Source organism: Streptomyces sp. NBC_01431, from assembly GCF_036231355.1.
Classification (GTDB): Bacteria; Actinomycetota; Actinomycetes; order Streptomycetales; family Streptomycetaceae; genus Streptomyces.
Genome location: NZ_CP109496.1, coordinates 1916112 through 1932267 on the forward strand (window position 1 = coordinate 1916112; position 16156 = coordinate 1932267).

The 16156-nt window shown below is 71.5% G+C and carries 13 protein-coding genes; 4 read left to right on the plus strand and 9 right to left on the minus strand.

Annotation, left to right across the window (positions count from 1 at the left end; genetic code table 11):
• Positions 1–9: 9 nt before the first annotated feature.
• The 7 genes from OG522_RS09010 to OG522_RS09040 all read right to left on the minus strand — a co-directional run bounded on the left by OG522_RS09010 (position 10) and on the right by OG522_RS09040 (position 9653).
• On the minus strand, positions 10–903 hold the full coding sequence (locus OG522_RS09010) for a polysaccharide deacetylase family protein (protein WP_329462419.1): 894 nt from the start codon (positions 901–903) through the stop codon (positions 10–12).
• Positions 904–1276: 373 nt separating this feature from the next.
• Positions 1277–2509 (minus strand): GNAT family N-acetyltransferase, encoded by a 1233-nt coding sequence (locus tag OG522_RS09015; protein ID WP_329462420.1) that lies wholly within the window; start codon positions 2507–2509, stop codon positions 1277–1279.
• Between the two features lie 163 nt (positions 2510–2672).
• Complete coding sequence (locus OG522_RS09020) at positions 2673–3824, minus strand: XdhC/CoxI family protein (protein WP_329462421.1); 1152 nt, start codon at positions 3822–3824, stop codon at positions 2673–2675.
• 46 nt (positions 3825–3870) lie between these two features.
• Positions 3871–5334 (minus strand): NCS2 family permease, encoded by a 1464-nt coding sequence (locus OG522_RS09025; RefSeq protein WP_329462422.1) that lies wholly within the window; start codon positions 5332–5334, stop codon positions 3871–3873.
• Between the two features lie 400 nt (positions 5335–5734).
• Entirely contained in the window at positions 5735–8134 is a 2400-nt protein-coding gene (locus OG522_RS09030; protein WP_329462423.1) for a xanthine dehydrogenase family protein molybdopterin-binding subunit, read from the minus strand.
• Between the two features lie 2 nt (positions 8135–8136).
• Positions 8137–8757: a (2Fe-2S)-binding protein gene (locus OG522_RS09035; protein ID WP_329462424.1), complete on the minus strand. Its 621-nt coding sequence runs from the start codon at positions 8755–8757 to the stop codon at positions 8137–8139.
• Positions 8758–8759: 2 nt separating this feature from the next.
• Complete coding sequence (locus tag OG522_RS09040; protein WP_329462425.1) at positions 8760–9653, minus strand: FAD binding domain-containing protein; 894 nt, start codon at positions 9651–9653, stop codon at positions 8760–8762.
• A 260-nt stretch (positions 9654–9913) separates the two neighbouring features.
• Between OG522_RS09040 and OG522_RS09045 the strand changes: the two genes are divergently transcribed.
• Together OG522_RS09045 and OG522_RS09050 are read left to right on the plus strand one after the other, a co-directional pair.
• Positions 9914–11584: a PucR family transcriptional regulator gene (locus tag OG522_RS09045; RefSeq protein ID WP_329462426.1), complete on the plus strand. Its 1671-nt coding sequence runs from the start codon at positions 9914–9916 to the stop codon at positions 11582–11584.
• A gap of 142 nt (positions 11585–11726) precedes the next feature.
• Positions 11727–12494, plus strand: a complete 768-nt coding sequence (locus OG522_RS09050; protein ID WP_329467523.1) for a hypothetical protein — start codon at positions 11727–11729, stop codon at positions 12492–12494.
• Positions 12495–12584: 90 nt separating this feature from the next.
• Here the strand turns inward: OG522_RS09050 and OG522_RS09055 are convergent, their stop codons facing one another.
• On the minus strand, positions 12585–13331 hold the full coding sequence (locus tag OG522_RS09055; protein WP_329462427.1) for a GntR family transcriptional regulator: 747 nt from the start codon (positions 13329–13331) through the stop codon (positions 12585–12587).
• A 124-nt stretch (positions 13332–13455) separates the two neighbouring features.
• On the opposite strand from OG522_RS09055, the gene OG522_RS09060 reads away from it, so the two are divergent.
• Positions 13456–14304 (plus strand): (2Fe-2S)-binding protein, encoded by an 849-nt coding sequence (locus OG522_RS09060; protein WP_329462428.1) that lies wholly within the window; start codon positions 13456–13458, stop codon positions 14302–14304.
• Between the two features lie 199 nt (positions 14305–14503).
• The gene (locus OG522_RS09065) at positions 14504–15565 is read left to right on the plus strand and encodes a DUF2637 domain-containing protein (protein WP_329462429.1); all 1062 of its coding nucleotides are present in this window, start codon (positions 14504–14506) and stop codon (positions 15563–15565) included.
• Positions 15566–15590: 25 nt separating this feature from the next.
• Here the strand turns inward: OG522_RS09065 and OG522_RS09070 are convergent, their stop codons facing one another.
• Positions 15591–16052: an ATP-binding protein gene (locus OG522_RS09070; RefSeq protein WP_329462430.1), complete on the minus strand. Its 462-nt coding sequence runs from the start codon at positions 16050–16052 to the stop codon at positions 15591–15593.
• Between the last annotated feature and the right edge of the window lie 104 nt (positions 16053–16156).

A 16156-nucleotide genomic window follows, 5' to 3' on the forward strand; every position in this document is an offset into this window, starting at 1 on the left:
CGAGCGGCGTCAGACCTTCGGGAAGCTGAAGACGTATCCCTGCTGCGCCAGCCAGGGAAGCACCTGTTTCAGGGCGGCGACCGTCTGGGCGCGGTCGCCGCCGCCGTCGTGGAACAGCACGATCGGGCCGTTCTTGAGTTCCTGTTTCACGGTCTGGACGATCTGCGCGGTGCCGGGCTGCTTCCAGTCCTTGGTGTCGACGTTCCAGCCGAGCGGCCGCATGCCATGGGTGGCGGCGATGTGGCGGTTGTCGGGGGTGAAGGCGCCGCCGGGGGCGCGGAAGTACTGGACCTTGGCGCCGCCCGCCGCGTCCTCGATCATCTTCTGGGCGTCGAGGACCTGCGCGCTCTGGTAGGGCACGGGCTTCTTGTTCATCTGCTCGTCGTGGCTGACCGTGTGGTCGCACAGCCGGTGGCCGTCCGCCACGACCTCCTTGACCAGGGCGGGATTGGCCTGGGCCTGCGGGCCGATCATGCAGAAGGTGGCCTTGACGCCGTACTGCTTCAGGACGGCGAGGATCTTCGGCGTCCAGACCGCACTCGGCCCGTCGTCGATGGTGATGGAGACGGACTTGCCGCCGCTCTCCGTGGCGTGGTCTATCGACTCCGCTATTCCGGCGCCGGAGGGCGCCGCGGGGTCGGTCGAGCCGGCGGAGCCGTCCGTTCCGTCCGGTGCGCTGTCGCCGCCTCCCGCGCCCGACGCCGCGCCGGAGCCCGAAGCATGGGCGCCCGGCTTGTTGTCGGACTTGCCCGGAGTCTTCGAGGAGTGCGCGAGTGCCGGGCCCGGACCGTCGGAGGAGGTGTCGTGGCCCAGGAACACGGCGGCGGCCACCCCGCCGGTCAGCACCACGGCCGTAGCTGCGGCCATCACGATGCGGCGTGTGTGGACAGTCGGGCGCGCCATGGATTCCCCATCCCCTCGGTACGTGCCGGTGTGGCAGCGAAGCTTCACCAGCCCGCCACGATCGCACGATCGCGCTCGAATCCCGAAATGTGAATTCTCCCGGCGGGTATGGAGGGAAAATACCCGATTCCCGGCAACCTCCTTGCGGCGCATGGTGGTTGACGCGACTTCAGTGGTGCGAGGGGTTCGGTTCAGCTGCCGCACGCCGGGACTTTCGTCCCTAACGCGCAGGCAAAGACCCCGCCAACGGGGGTTCTGGTACCCGGTCCCAGCGGGGGATTCGCCACAGGACCATCGGCCCTGGGCCGCTCGCCGCGGGACGAGAGACACATCACTCGCGCGGGGGGGATTTCTCGGCCCAGCCCTGGGCGGGTCAGAACTCGTCGGCGGTGTGCGGGAGTTCCGCGGTGCGCAGCGCCGCGTCGAGGGCCGCCGCGGCGCCCGGGGTGTGCTCGGCCACCAGGCCCGCGAGGACGAGGCGGCGGGCCTCGGTGCCGCCGAGGTAGCAGGCGGCCAGGTCGCGCACGTCGAGGCTGAGGTCCGGTGCGGCCGCCGTCGCCTCGTAGGTGCACGTGTGCGGGGACGCGGCGAGGCGGAAGCGGCCCGCGTTGGCCGGGACGCGGTCGTCGCGCACCTCCAGGACGAGGAAGGCCTCGGCCGCCCAGGAGCGCGCGGTGAGCGCGGCGCGCACGTCCACGAGGCGGAGCCACAGCGCCGGGAACTCGGCGACGGTCTTGACCTGGTCGCGGTCGGCGGCGAAGAGCAGCAGCGGGTCGTCCGGCGCGAGGCCCCAGGCGCGTACGGTGCCGGTCAGGTCGATGCCCGCGAGGTAGTTCCACAGCGCGGCCTCACCGGCGGCGGTGTCGGCCTCCAACTCGGCGACCTGGACGGTGCCGGACTTGGCGGGATCGTCCTCGCGCCGGGTGCGGTAGATGGCGTACCCCGCGAGCGGTTCGTCGATGGCGCCCAGACCGACGATGCGGGGCGGGCCGAGTTCCTCGTCGTCCTCGTCGGTTTCGGGCAGCCACTCGCCGCGCCAGCGGGCGCTGTCGCGGGCGATCCGGCCGGCCCGCCGGGTGCGGGTCGCCTCGTAGTAGGGGCCGAGTTCGGCGGGCGCGTCGTCGGCGTCGATCAGGCGCAGGGGGCGCCGGTCGGGGTCGACGCGCAGGGCGAGCGGGCGGGTGGAGTCGATCTCGACGGACGTGCCGTAGGTGCCCGCACCGAAACCGAAACGGCCGTAGATGGCGGCCTCGGACGCCCAGAGCGCGACGACGGGACGGGCGTGGTCGGCGCAGCGGCGGAACAGTTCGGCGATCATGCCGGAGAGCACGCCGCGGCGTCGGTGGGTGGGCGCTACCGAGACGAACGTGAGCCCGGGGCAAGGGAGTTCACCCCCCGGGATGGAGAGCGTGAAGCGGTGGGCGACGAGGAACCCGACGAGCGCGTCGCCGTCGTACGCTCCGACCCGGTCGCAGCGCAGCACCATCGCGCGGTGGTACTCGCGCTTCTCCTTCTCGTCCGGCCGGTCGTGGAAGACGAGCCACCAGAGTTCCAGGGCTCGGTCGACGTCGGACTCGGGCACGTCACGGAACTGGAGCTCGTTCATACGGCGACCCTAACTCGTGCAAAATGGGGCATCGCCTGCATATCGCCTGGGTCGTGGCGCCCCGTGGCGCCGGGGCTCCGGTCGGCGCGACCGCCGGGAGCATTCGGCGGGGGCCGCCGCACTCAGGGGGACGCGCAGGTGAGCGGCCGGGCCGCGGGGCGGGCTACGCCACCCGGCCTATGCGCCCGAGCGGTGTGTCCGAGCGGTCGTGGTGGATCGGGGTGTGGGCGCCGGTCAGCGAGGTGCCGCTGCCGCCTCGCCGGCTGGCGACGATCTCCGCGGCGATCGACAGCGCGGTCTCCTCGGGCGTACGGGCGCCGAGGTCGAGGCCAATCGGGGAGCGCAGGCGGTTCAGTTCGAGCTCGGTGACGCCCACGGCGCGCAGCCGCTCGTTGCGATCCAGGTGGGTGCGGCGCGAACCCATCGCACCCACGTAGGCGACGGGGAGCTTCAGGGCTCTCGCCAGGAGCGGGATGTCGAACTTGGCGTCGTGGGTGAGGACGCACAGGACCGTACGGGAGTCGGTCGTGGTGCGTTCCAGGTACTCGTGCGGCCACTCCACGACGATCTCGTCGGCCTCGGGGAAGCGGGTCCTCGTCGCGAAGACGGGCCGGGCGTCGCACACGGTGACGTGGTAACCCAGGAACTTGCCGACCTTGACCAGGGCGGAAGCGAAGTCGATGGCGCCGAAGACGATCATCCGGGGGGCCGGGACGCTCGATTCGACAAGGACGGTCAGCGGCTCGCCGCACAGCCGGCCGTCCGCGCCGAGGGAGACGGTGCCGGTTCGGCCCGCGTCCAGCATGGCGGCGGCCTCGTAGGCGACCGCGCGATCCAGCTCGGGGTGGCCGCCGAGCACACCCTCGTACCGCCCGTCGGGACGGACGAGCAGCGCCCGGCCCATCAAGTCTGCGGGGCCGTCGGTGATCCGGGCGACGGCCGCGGCCTCGCCGCGTACGGCGGCGGCCAGGGCCGCGGCGAACACCGGGCGGACGGGCGCGTTCGCGCCGACCGGGGTGACGAGTATGTCGATGACGCCACCGCAGGTCAGGCCGACCGCGAAGGCGTCCTCGTCGCTGTAGCCGAAGCGCTCCACGACACTGTGGCCGTCGTCGAGCGCCTGTCGGCACAGCTCGTAAACCGCGCCCTCCACACATCCACCGGAGACCGAGCCGATGGCCGTGCCGTCGCTGTCGACGGCGAGGGCGGCACCCGGCTGCCGGGGCGCGCTGCCGCCGACGGCCACCACGGTGGCCACGGCGAACTCGTGTCCCTGCTCGACCCACCGGTTGAGCTCTTCGGCGATGTCCAGCATGGTCGGTCTCCTTACGGATGTGTGGAGGGCGTCAGCGGCGCGGCCGCTACTTGACGCCGAGCCAGCTCTCGATGGGATGCAGCGCGAAGTAGATGGTGAAGACGGCTGTCAGGGCCCACATGAACCCGCCGATCTCCCGCCACTTGCCCTGCGCCGCCTTGATCACCGTGTAGGCGACGACGCCCGCTCCGACACCGGCGGTGATGTTGTAGGTGAACGGCATCAGCGCGACGGTGAGGAACACCGGGATGGAGACCGAGCGGTCGCTCCAGTCGACGTGCTTGGCCGCGCTCATCATCATCGAGCCGATGACGACCAGGGCCGCGGAGGCGACCTGGGCCGGGACCAGCTGGGTGACCGGGGTGAAGAAGAGGCAGGCCGCGAAGAACAGGCCGGTGACGACCGAGGAGAGCCCGGTACGGGCACCCTCACCGGCGCCGGACGCGGACTCGATGAACACAGTCTGGCCGGAGGCGCCCGCGACGCCGCCGATCGCGCCGCCCGCACCGTCGATGAACAGGGCCTTGGACAGGCCCGGCATGCGGCCCTGGTCGTCGGCGAGCTTGGCCTCCTGGCCGACGCCGATGATGGTGGCCATCGCGTCGAAGAAGCCGGCCAGCACCAGGGTGAAGACGATCATGCCGACGCTGATGGCGCCGATGGACCCCCAGCCGCCGAGCTCGACGTGGCCGAAGAGGCCGAAGTCGGGCATGGAGACCGCGCTGCCGCTGAGACCGGGGGCGGTGCCGCCCCAGTCCGCGTCGGTCAGGCCGGCGGCCTTGGTGACCACGAAGGCCAGGACGCTGCCCGAGACGATGCCGATCAGGATCGCGCCGGGCACCTTGCGGGCCTGGAGGGCGAAGATCAGCAGCAGGGTGACCGCGAAGAAGAAGACGGGCCAGCCGACGAGCTGACCGGTGGCTCCGAGGGTGACCGGCGGTCCGTGCTCGGGGCCCTTGCCGACGAATCCGGCCTTCACCAGGCCGAGCAGGGCGACGAACATGCCGATGCCCATGGTGATGGCGTGCTTGAGCGCCAGCGGGATGGCGTTCATGATCATCTCGCGGAGGCCGGTGACGACCAGGAGCATGATCACGACGCCGTACATGACGCACATGCCCATAGCCTGCGGCCAGGTCATGTTGGGGACCACCTGGGTGGTCAGAGCCGCGGAGACGTTGAGTCCCGCGGCCAGTGCGAGCGGAACCTTGCCGATGAAGCCCATCAGCAGCGTGCTGACCGCGGCCGCGAGTGCGGTGGCGGTCACCAGACCGGCGTGGCCCAGAGTGTGCTTGTCGACGTCGGGCGTCGAGAGGATCAGAGGGTTGAGCAGGAGGATGTAACACATCGCCATGAAGGTGGTGATGCCGCCGCGCACTTCCTGCGCGAACGTGGATCCCCGCTCGGATATGTGAAAGTACCGGTCGAGCCAGGATCTGCCGGCGGAGGGACGAGAGCCGGAGCCCGCGTCCTCAGCGGTGGTCCTGGGCTCCACAGACTGCTGGGTCATGGTGCCTACTCCCAAGGTTCACAGGGGCACCCGCATAAGACTTGAGTCCTCAGGTCAGACAAGCTGCGGGATTTGGGATGGTGCGTGGGCTGCACGACCCGGGGGACGGCCCGAGACGAACGGTGTCTGCTTCCTGCGGGGGTACCGGAACCGGTACCGCAGTGCAGATGGCTACGGGGTGTTGCTGGTGTTTCGGGTACTGCATGTGGTGCTGGGTACTGCATGTGGTGCTGGGTACTGCTGTGAAGCGAAGACCGCGAGCGGTGCGGCTGCTTGTTTACTCCGGGCGGTGCGGGCGTCGGAAGTGTGACGTTCCTGGGAGGCACACACCGCCCGGAGGGCTTGTGGGAGGGGAGGGGCCCGGCGGCGCGAGTCCGCCGGACACCCCCCTGGGCAGGGTCTACGTGCCGGTGAGGTGTTCGGGGCGGACCGGGGTCTTGTTGAGTTCGAGCCCGGTCGCCGCCCGGATGGCCGCGAGGACGGCCGGGGTGGACGAGAGGGTCGGGGCCTCGCCGAGACCGCGCAGACCGTACGGCGCGTTGGGGTCGGCGAGCTCCAGGACGTCGACCGGCATGGTCGGGGTGTCGAGGATGGTGGGGATCAGGTAGTCCGTGAAGGAGGGGTTGCGCACCTTCGCGGTCTTCGGGTCCACGATGATCTCTTCCATCACCGCGACGCCGAGGCCCTGGGTGGTACCACCCTGGATCTGGCCGACGACGGAGAGCATGTTGAGCGCCTTGCCGACGTCCTGGGCGGTGGCCAGCTCGACGACTTTGACGAGGCCGAGCTCGGTGTCCACCTCGACCACCGCGCGGTGCGCGGCGAACGTGTACTGGACGTGGCCGTTGCCCTGGCCGGTGACGAGGTCGAAGGCCTGGGTCGGGCGGTGCCGGAACTCCAGCTCGACGTCGATCTCCTCGCCCTCCAGGACGTCCGCCAGGTCGGCGAGTACCTCACCGCCGTCGGTGACGACCGTGCCGCCTTCGAGCAGCAGCTCGGCGGTGGCCCAGGCGGGGTGGTAGGAGCCGAACTTGCGGCGGCCGATCTCAAGCGCCTTGGCGCGGACGGCCTCGCAGGTGTTCTTCACCGCGCCACCGGTCATGTACGTCTGCCGGGAGGCGGACGTCGAACCGGCGGAGCCGACCTGGGTGTCGGCCGGGTGGATGGTCACCTGCGTGACGCCCAGCTCCGTACGGGCGATCTGGGCGTGCACGGTGACACCGCCCTGACCGACCTCCGCCATGGCCGTGTGGACCATCGCGACGGGCTCGCCGTTGATGACCTCAAGACGCACCCGGGCGGTCGAGTAGTCGTCGAAGCCCTCGGAGAAGCCGACGTTCTTGATGCCGACCGCGTAGCCGACACCCCGTACGACACCCTCGCCGTGCGTGGTGTTGGACAGGCCGCCGGGCAGGGCGCGGACGTCCGCCTCCTCGCCGGCCACCAGCCACTGCTGCTCGGGCGGCATCGGACGGGCCTTGACCCGGCGAAGGAGCTCGGCGACCGGGGCCGGCGAGTCGACGACCTGGCCGGTCGGCATGATCGAGCCCTGCTCCATGGCGTTGAGCTGGCGGAACTCGACCGGGTCCATGCCCAGCTTCGCCGCGACCTTGTCCATCTGGGCCTCGTAGGCGAAGCAGGCCTGGACCGCGCCGAAGCCGCGCATCGCGCCACAGGGCGGGTTGTTCGTGTAGAGCGCGATCGCCTCGATGTCGACGTCGTCGACGACGTACGGGCCGACGGAGAGCGAGGAGGCGTTGCCGACGACCGCCGGGGAGGCCGACGCGTAGGCGCCGCCGTCCAGGACGATCTTGCACTTCATGTGCGTGAGCTTGCCGTCCCTGGTGGCGCCGTGCTCGTAGGAGAGCTTCGCCGGGTGGCGGTGCACATGGCCGAAGAAGGACTCGAACCGGTTGTAGACGATCTTGACCGGCTTGCCCGTGCGCAGCGCCAGGAGGCAGGCGTGGATCTGCATCGAGATGTCCTCGCGGCCACCGAAGGCGCCGCCGACGCCGGAGAGCGTCATGCGGACCTTCTCCGGCGGCAGGCCCAGGACCGGGGCGATCTGCTGGAGGTCCGAGTGCAGCCACTGGGTCGCGACGTAGAGGTCGACGCCGCCGTCCTCGGCGGGCACGGCGAGGCCGGACTCCGGGCCGAGGAAGGCCTGGTCCTGCATGCCGAAGGTGTACTCGCCCCTGACGATCACGTCGGCGCGCTTGGCGGCCTCGTCCGCGTTGCCGCGGATGATCGGCTGGCGGTGCACGATGTTCGGGTGCGGGACGTGACCGGCGTGGTGGTCGTCGCGGCCCTCGTGGATCAGCGGCGCGTCGGGGGCGAGGGCGGAGGCCTCGTCCGTGACGACCGGCAGCTCCCTGTAGTCGATCTTGATCTTGGCGGCCGCGCGGCGGGCGGTCTCCGGGTGGTCGGCGGCCACCAGGGCGACCGGCTCACCGTGGTGGCGGACCCGGCCGTGGGCCAGGACCGGGGTGTCCTGGATTTCGAGGCCGTAGTTCTTCGTCTTGGCCGGCAGGTCGTCGTAGGTGAGCACGGCGTACACACCGGGCATCGCGACGGCCTCGGAGATGTCGATGTTCTCGATCTCGGCGTGCGCCACCGTGGAGCGGAGCGTCTGGCCCCAGAGCATGTCCTCGTGCCACATGTCCGAGGAGTAGGCGAACTCACCGGTGACCTTGAGGGTGCCGTCCGGGCGGAGCGTGGACTCGCCGATGCCGCCCTTGGTGTGCTTCTGGGTGACGTTGGTCGGTGTACCGGCGGGTGCGGTGCGGGTTTTCTGCGCCATGATCAGACCGCCTCTTCCTGACGGGCGGCCGCGAGGCGGACCGCGTCGAGGATCTTCTCGTAGCCGGTGCAGCGGCACAGGTTGCCGGAGAGCGCCTCGCGGATGTCCGCGTCGGACGGCTCGGGGTTGCGCTCCAGGAGCTCGTCCGCGGCGACCAGGAGACCCGGGGTGCAGAAACCGCACTGCACGGCGCCGGCGTCGATGAACGCCTGCTGGATCGGGGCGAGCCCGCCCGCTTCACCAGTCTGGCTGCCCTGCGCCCGCGGGCGCAGCCCGCTGTTGGACGGCAGCGCCTGCCACTGCTTGGCGGCGTCCAGGCTGGTGCCGCAGGCGCCGGAGGCGCAGCCGGCGCCGGGGTGGGCGTCGGTGCGGTGGGCGGCGTAGTCGGCCAGCCCCTCGACCGTGACGACCTCGCGACCCTCGACCTGACCGGCCGCGACGAGGCAGGAACACACCGGAACACCGTCGAGACGGACCGTGCAGGAACCGCACTCGCCCTGTTCACAGGCGTTCTTCGAACCCGGAAGACCCATGCGCTCGCGCAGGACGTAGAGGAGGCTCTCGCCCTCCCAGACGTCGTCGGCTTCCTGCTTGCGGCCATTGACCGTGAAATTGACGCGCATGGTTATGCCGCCCCTTCAAGCGTGCGGCCGTTGCCGCGGTACGACTCCCAGGTCCACATCAGCGTGCGGCGGGCCATGACGCCCACCGCGTGCCGGCGGTAGTTCGCGGTGCCGCGGACGTCGTCGATCGGGTTGCAGGCGCCGGACGCGAGGGTGGCGAACTCCTTGGCGACCGACGGGGTGATGATCTTGCCGTTGTCCCAGAAGCCACCCTCTTCGAGCGCCGCGTTCAGGAATTCCTCGGCCGCCTTGGCCCGAATGGGGGTCGGCGCGGCCGAGCCGATGCCGGTGCGCACCGTGCGGGTCTCGGGGTGCAGCGCCAGGCCGAACGCGCAGACCGCGATGACCATGGCGTTGCGGGTGCCGACCTTGGAGAACTGCTGAGGACCGTCCGCCTTGGGGATGCGGACGGCCTTGATCAGCTCGTCCGCCTGAAGGGCGTTGCGCTTCACACCCGTGTAGAACTCGTCGATCGGGATGAGCCGGACACCGCGCGCCTGCGACTCGACCTCGACGTCCGCGCCGGACGACAGCAGCGCCGGGTGGGCGTCGCCGGCCGGGGAGGCGCAGCCGAGGTTGCCGCCGACGCCACCGCGGTTACGGATCTGCGGGGAGGCGACGGTGTGCGAGGCGAGCGCCAGACCCGGCAGCTCGGCACGCAGGTTCTCCATGATCTGGGTGTACGAGACGGAGGGGCCGAGCCGGACGGTGTCCTCACCGATCTCCCACTGGCTCAACGCACCGATGCGGTTCAGGTCCAGGAGGTACTCCGGCCGGCGGTGGTCGAAGTTGATCTCGACCATGACGTCGGTACCGCCCGCGATGGGCACGGCGGTGGGGTGCTCCGCCTTGGCGGCGAGCGCCTCCTCCCAGCTGGAAGGGCGAAGGAAGTCCATGAGTAGCTCTCCTCTCTCATCAATCGTGGTGGTTGGCGCGGGTCCCCGGGGAGGCGAGCCCTCGACATCTCGGTCGTTCATCTGCTGTTAACGCGTCGTGAAATCAGTACACAAGCCGGACTGCCACGGGTGCAGTCACCGAAACCATGAAGGAGTTGGCTGGTCTCCGCTCACGTCTTGTAGATTCGTATGAAAGGCGGTGCTCCGTTACCTCACCGCTTTCCAACGGCAACATCAAGACAGATCGGCGGCGACACGCGATGCGGCTGCGCGCACTTCTGGAGACCGAGGCGCTGGGGCTGCGGCTGCTCGGCGGCGAGGACGAGCTGGACCGCACGGTACGTGGGGTGATGACCACTGACCTGCGGGATCCCAGCCGCTACCTGGCGGGCGGCGAGCTCGTTCTGACGGGCCTCGCCTGGCGGCGGGACGCCGAAGATTCCGAGCCATTCGTACGCATCCTCGCGGGTGCCGGGGTGGCGGGCCTGGCGGCCGGCGAAGCCGAGCTGAGCGCGATCCCGGACGATCTCGTGATGGCTTGTTCTCGCCATCGCCTTCCGCTGTTCGCGGTCAACGAGTCGGTCGCGTTCGCAACGATCACCGAGCACGTGGTGCGCCAGGTGTCCGGCGAGCGGGCGGGCGACCTCGCCGCGGTCGTGGACCGCCACCGCAGGCTCATGACGTCCGGCCCGGCGGGCGGCGGCCCCGAGGTGGTCCTCGACCTGCTCGGCTCCGACCTGGACCTGCGAGCCTGGGTGCTTTCCCCCACCGGCCGCCAGATCGCGGGCGTGGGCGACCCGCTCACCCCGGAGATCGGCGCCGCGCTCGCCGCCGAGCACCTGGGCGCGACCCGCACCGGCCGCCGGGGCCCGCACCGGGCCACGGTCGGCGGCGTGGCCTACTCGCTGTTCCCGATCCGCAACAACGGGCGCGGCGCCGCGCCCGCCGCCCGCGATGTACGCGAGACGGTGCTTTCGGACTGGCTGCTGGCCGTCGAGGCGGACGCGAGCGACTGGCCCGCCGCCCGGCTCGACCTGCTCCAGGGCGTCACCCAGCTGATCGCCGTGGAGCGCGACCGGCGCGACGCCGCCCGCGCGGTGCGCCGCAGGCTCGCCCAGGAGGTTCTGGAGCTGGTGCAGACCGGCGCCGCGCCCGCCGAGATCGCGGCCCGCCTCAGGGTCGCCGCCCCGGTGCTGCTGCCCGGCCTCGGCACCGCGCCGCACTGGCAGGTCGTGGTGGCCCGGGTGGACTGGGAACGCGACGGCGGCGCGGAGATCGAGGCCGGGCCGGTCGCCCAGTCGCTCCTGGAGGAGATCCTGGTCGACCCCGCGGTGGTCGGCACCGAGTCCTCGGACCGGATCGCGGTGGCCCACGCCGGTGACGAGGCGATCGCCCTGGTGCCGCTGCCCGCGCCCGCCCCCGAGGCCCCGGAGTCCGGCCTGCACGCCGACGCGCTGCTGGCCTCCGTACGCTCGCCGCTCTCGGCGGGCCTCGCCGACGACGGCCGCCTGACACTGGGTGTCAGCGCCGCGGTGCACTCCGCGGAGGGGCTGCGCGGCGCCCTGGAGGAGGCCCGGCACGCCCGCCGGGTCGCGGCCGCCCGCCCCGGCCGGGTGTGCGCGGCCGGCCACCACGAGCTGGCCTCGCACGTGCTGCTGCTGCCGTTCGTGCCGGACGACGTGCGCCGCGCCTTCACGGCCCGCCTCCTCGACCCGCTGCGCGACTACGACCGCAGGCACCGGGCCGAGCTCATCCCGACCCTGGAGGCCTTCCTGGACTGCGACGGGTCGTGGACGCGATGTGCGACGCGGCTGCACCTCCACGTCAACACCCTGCGCTACCGGGTGGGCAGGATCGAGCAGTTGACGGGCCGTGACCTGTCCCGCCTTGAGGACAAGCTGGACTTCTTCCTGGCGCTTCGTATGAGCTGACAGTCGATTCCGGCCGGTGTCGGACGATTGTGAACTCATTCACGCACCCCCCTTGGCCCGGCGTGCCATTCCGTGTTGAGATGCGGACTTGACTCAGCAGCTCGATGGCGCGCTCGGGGAGGGCAACGTGGCGCACACCGCCATGTCTGGTTCCGGAACGACTGCAGATGACGGGGATCCGCTCCAGACCGCGGTATGGCGGCTGCGCTCGCGCGGCTGCTGGACGGACGCCGCCGCCCTGCTCGAACCGCACGCCGCCGCACCGGCCGGCGCACTCCAGCGCACCGCCCTGCTCACCGAGCGCTGCGTGTACACCGAGTCCGGCTGGGCGGAGGCGGACGAGGCGCTGCGCGCCGCCGAAGCCGTCGCCCGCAGCGACGAGGAGCGCGGCGCCGCCGCCAGCGAGCGCGGCTATCTCGCCTACGCCTCAACGCTGTTCGGGGTGCGTGACCGGGCCGACGAGGCCCGCTCGGCGCTCGGCCGGGCCGCCGCCCTGACCGCCCCCACGGGACGCGGCCGGGCGCTCCTCGACTTCCGGCGCGGGCTACTGGCCGAGAACGTGGCCGACGCGCCCCAGGCCGCCCTCGCCGCCTACCGCCGCGCCCACGAGGGCGCCGCCGCGCACGGCGACACCCTGCTGCTCTCCTTCACCTGGCGCCATCTGGCCGGACTCGCCCTGCGCGAGGGCGAGTTGACGCAGGCGCGGCACGGCTTCACCGAGTCCCTGCGCATCCGCGAGGAGCTCGGCTACCTGATCGGTACGGCTCCCGCCCTGGCCGCGCTCGCCGACACCGAGGAGGAGCCGGCCGCGACCCGTCTGCGCACGGAGGCGGCCCGCCTCGTACGCCTGCTCAAAGTACCGACGTGGCTGGCGGCCCGCCTGGAGACACCTCCCGCCACTGCGGTCTGACGGTCTCTCAGGTGGGCTGAACCGGCTCCTGCCGCAAGGGAGTTGATTCGACCGATCGACGATCGGCGCCGGAGGTTCGGGCCCCGCCGCTCAGAGCGCGGACCCCGTGAAGTGCTCCCGTACCAGCGACTGGACGACGGTGAGGTCCCGGGCGCACAGCGCGTCGAGCAGGGCCAGGTGTTCGGCCGCGTCGGCGATCAGGTCGGCGCGGCGGGCGGCCGGCGCCGCCGTCAGCGGCCACTGCGAGCGCCGGTGCAGGTCGTCGGCGACCTGGACGAGCTGCTCGTTGCCCGCGAGGGCGAGGACCGCGCGGTGGAAGGCCCGGTCGCACTCCGCGTAGCCGGCCCGGTCGCCGGTCGCGGCGGCCGCGGTGGTGGCGTCGGCGAGCGGCCGCAGTTCGGCCCAGCGGCTCGCGGGAACGGTCCGGGCGAGCCGCAGCATCACCGGGACCTCGATCATGGCCCGTACCTCGGCGAGCTCCGCCAGTTCGCGCGGGCTGCGTTCGGTGACCCGGAAGCCCCGGTTCGGCACGACCTCGACGGCGCCCTCGATGCTCAGCTGCTGCATCGCCTCACGCACGGGCGTCGCCGAGACTCCGAGCCGCTCGGCGAGCACCGGCGCCGAGTACACCTCACCGGGCGCGAGTTCGCCGTCGACCAGGGCGGTGCGCAGCGCGGCCAGGACCTGGCCGCGCACCGAATGGCGGTGGACGGTGCGCGGCGGGGGCGGCTCGCTGCGGGTGTGCTCGCCACAGCCGTCGCCGGCTCTGGCCTGTTCCGGGATGCGGGGTGCCCCGAACGGAGCCACCACCGCCTCGCGCACTCTGCTCTGCTGCACCCCTGCCTCCTACGGCCGCGTCCGCCCCCCACAGACCATAGGCGGACAAAGCAGGAGTTCAAACATCGCCAACCTCCGCTAAGGTAAGGCTTACCTGTTAACGATCGTGATTCGGTGGTCCCGCATGACCGTCACCGCCCTGGTGCCCAGTCCCGCGCCGAGCCCCGTTCAGGGCTCCTATGCCCGCCTCGCCGAGGTGTTCCCCGCGCTGCGAATCAGGGAGCTGGCACCGGCGGAGCAGGCGCCGACGGGTGCGGGCTGGGTCGGGGCCGCTGAGCTCGCGGCGGGCGGCGCGGCCCTGGACGCCTTCCTGGCCTGGGACGACGCCCAGGTCCTGCGGGACTACGGACACCGGGCCCGCCCGGACGTCATCGCCTCCTTCGGCTTCCACCGCTACGCCTGGCCCGCCTGCCTCCTCGTGACGGCGCCGTGGTTTCTGGAGCGCCGGGTGCCGCGGGTGCCCGTCGCCGATGTGGCGTTCCAGCGGGCACGCGGCCGGATGGCCGTACGGGTGCGGGAGTTCGCCTGCCTGCCGGACGATCCGGCGGCCGGGCTGGCGGGTGCCCGCGTCGTACCGGACGAGGAAGCGCTGCGGGGCGAGGTGCGGGCCGCGGTGGCCGAGCACCTCGGGCCGGTGCTCGACGGCTTCGGTCCGCGCATGCGGCGCGGCAAGCGGGCGCTGTGGGGCATGGCGACGGACGAGATCGTCGAAGGACTCTGGTACGTCGGCGCCCTGCTCGGCGAGGAGGCGCGCGCGATGGCCGCACTCGACGCCCTGCTGCCCGGCACCGCCAAGCCGTACGTGGGCACGCCCGGCTTCCGGGAGCTGGCCGGGCCCGACGGGCGCCCGCTGCCGACCCGGGACCGGGCCAGCTGCTGCCTCTTCTACACCGTGCGTCCCGAGGACACCTGTGTCACGTGTCCGCGCACTTGTGACGCCGATCGCGTGGCGAAGCTCAGCGCCGCCTCCTGACTCGCGCGCCGCCCATCCGGGTGAATGCCGGTCGAACTCAACTCGCTTACTGGGCACGGCAGTTCGAGGAAATCACCCCTATCCGACTGCCCTGGGCCTGTGTTGACGCCCTCTTGCCGCGAAAGCCCCCTGCCGTCCCGTACGACTGGAGCAGTATGGCGGCCGATACGCCCTAAGCGATTCAAGGGACTGACACGGCATGCGACTGACCGACATATCGCTGGACTGGCTGCTTCCGGGCGGCGTGATGATCGTGGGGGTCGTCGTGGCTTTGGTGGTGCTCGCGCGCGGCAAGCGCGCCGGTGACAACGCCTCTGGCGACGACTCCTGGGAGCGCAGCGAGGAGCGGCGCAGAAGGAAAGAGGCGGTGTACGGCTCCGCCTCCTATGTGCTCCTGTTCTGCTGTGCGGCGGTGGCCGCCGCGCTCTCCTTCCACGGCCTGGTCGGCTTCGGCCGACAGAACCTCAATCTGACGGACGGCTGGGAGTACCTGGTTCCGTTCGGCCTCGACGGCGCGGCCATGTTCTGTTCCGTCCTCGCGGTGCGCGAAGCCAGCCACGGCGACGCGGCGCTCGGTTCGCGCCTGCTGGTGTGGACGTTCGCGGGCGCCGCGGCCTGGTTCAACTGGGTGCACGCGCCGCGCGGCATCGACCACGCAGGCGCCCCCCAGTTCTTCGCCGGGATGTCCCTTTCGGCGGCGGTGCTCTTCGACCGCGCGCTGAAGCAGACCCGCCGCGCGGCCCTGCGCGAACAAGGCCTGGTGCCCAGGCCGCTGCCGCAGATCCGGATCGTACGGTGGCTGCGTGCTCCCAGGGAGACGTTCGGCGCCTGGTCGCTGATGCTCCTGGAGGGTGTGCGCACGCTGGACGAGGCGGTCGACGAGGTGCGCGAGGACCGGCGGGCCAAGGAGGAGAACAAGCTCCGCAGGCGCGACCAGGAGAAGCTGGACCGGGCCCACTTCAAGGCGCTCAGCCGGCAGAACCGGACCTGGGGGCGCGGCAGGGGCGGCGGCCGCCAGGTGGACGTCCCGGGAATCGGACCGGCCAACGGCTCCGCGCAGCCCAAAGCTGTCGCGGAGCCGGCCATATCCGAGCCGGGACAGCTGCCGTTGCGAAGCCGGCCCTCCCTCCTGGCCGTCGGGACCACTGAGTCCTCGGCGACCAGGACCGTGGACCTCACCGCCGAGGACGACACCCAGGCGCTCCCGCGGCTCGACTCCCTGGAGCGCAAGCTGAAGGACCTTGAGCAGCAATTCGGATAGCGCCCCGCACGGGGCGCGCGGAGGGTTAGGGCGTCGCGTCCTTGCCCAGCTCGAACCACACGACCTTCCCCATGCCGTGTTCGTGTACGCCCCAGGCGTCCGCGAGTGCCTGGACGAGCAGCAGACCCCTGCCGTGCGTGCCGTCGTCGGCGGACGGTGCGTACGGTGTGGGCAGCGCGGCCACGAAGTCCCGTACCTCCACCCGCAGCCCGGCTTCTCCCACGGTGGCCGTCACCACCGCTCCGTGATCGGTGTGGATGAGCGCGTTGGTCACCAGTTCACTGGTGAGCAGCTCCGCGACGTCGACCGCCCCCGAATGCCGCGACTGCTTGAGAAGTTCCCGTAGCTCGCGACGTATCTCGTGCACCGCGCTCAGATCCGCGCGCCCCACTCTCCTGCGCAGCAGACGCTGGTCCGTCTGCGGCGCATCAGGTGTACGGACGAGCCCGCCCCCCGCGGGGCCGAGTCCTGCCTGATGCCCTGTCATAACCCCCACCTGCACGTTGTGACGACCTTCCTCGCTCGAACATGCACACGGGATGCATGCCCCGACCCGGCGCCGTCACGCATGGTGATTCCTCAATGACCGAA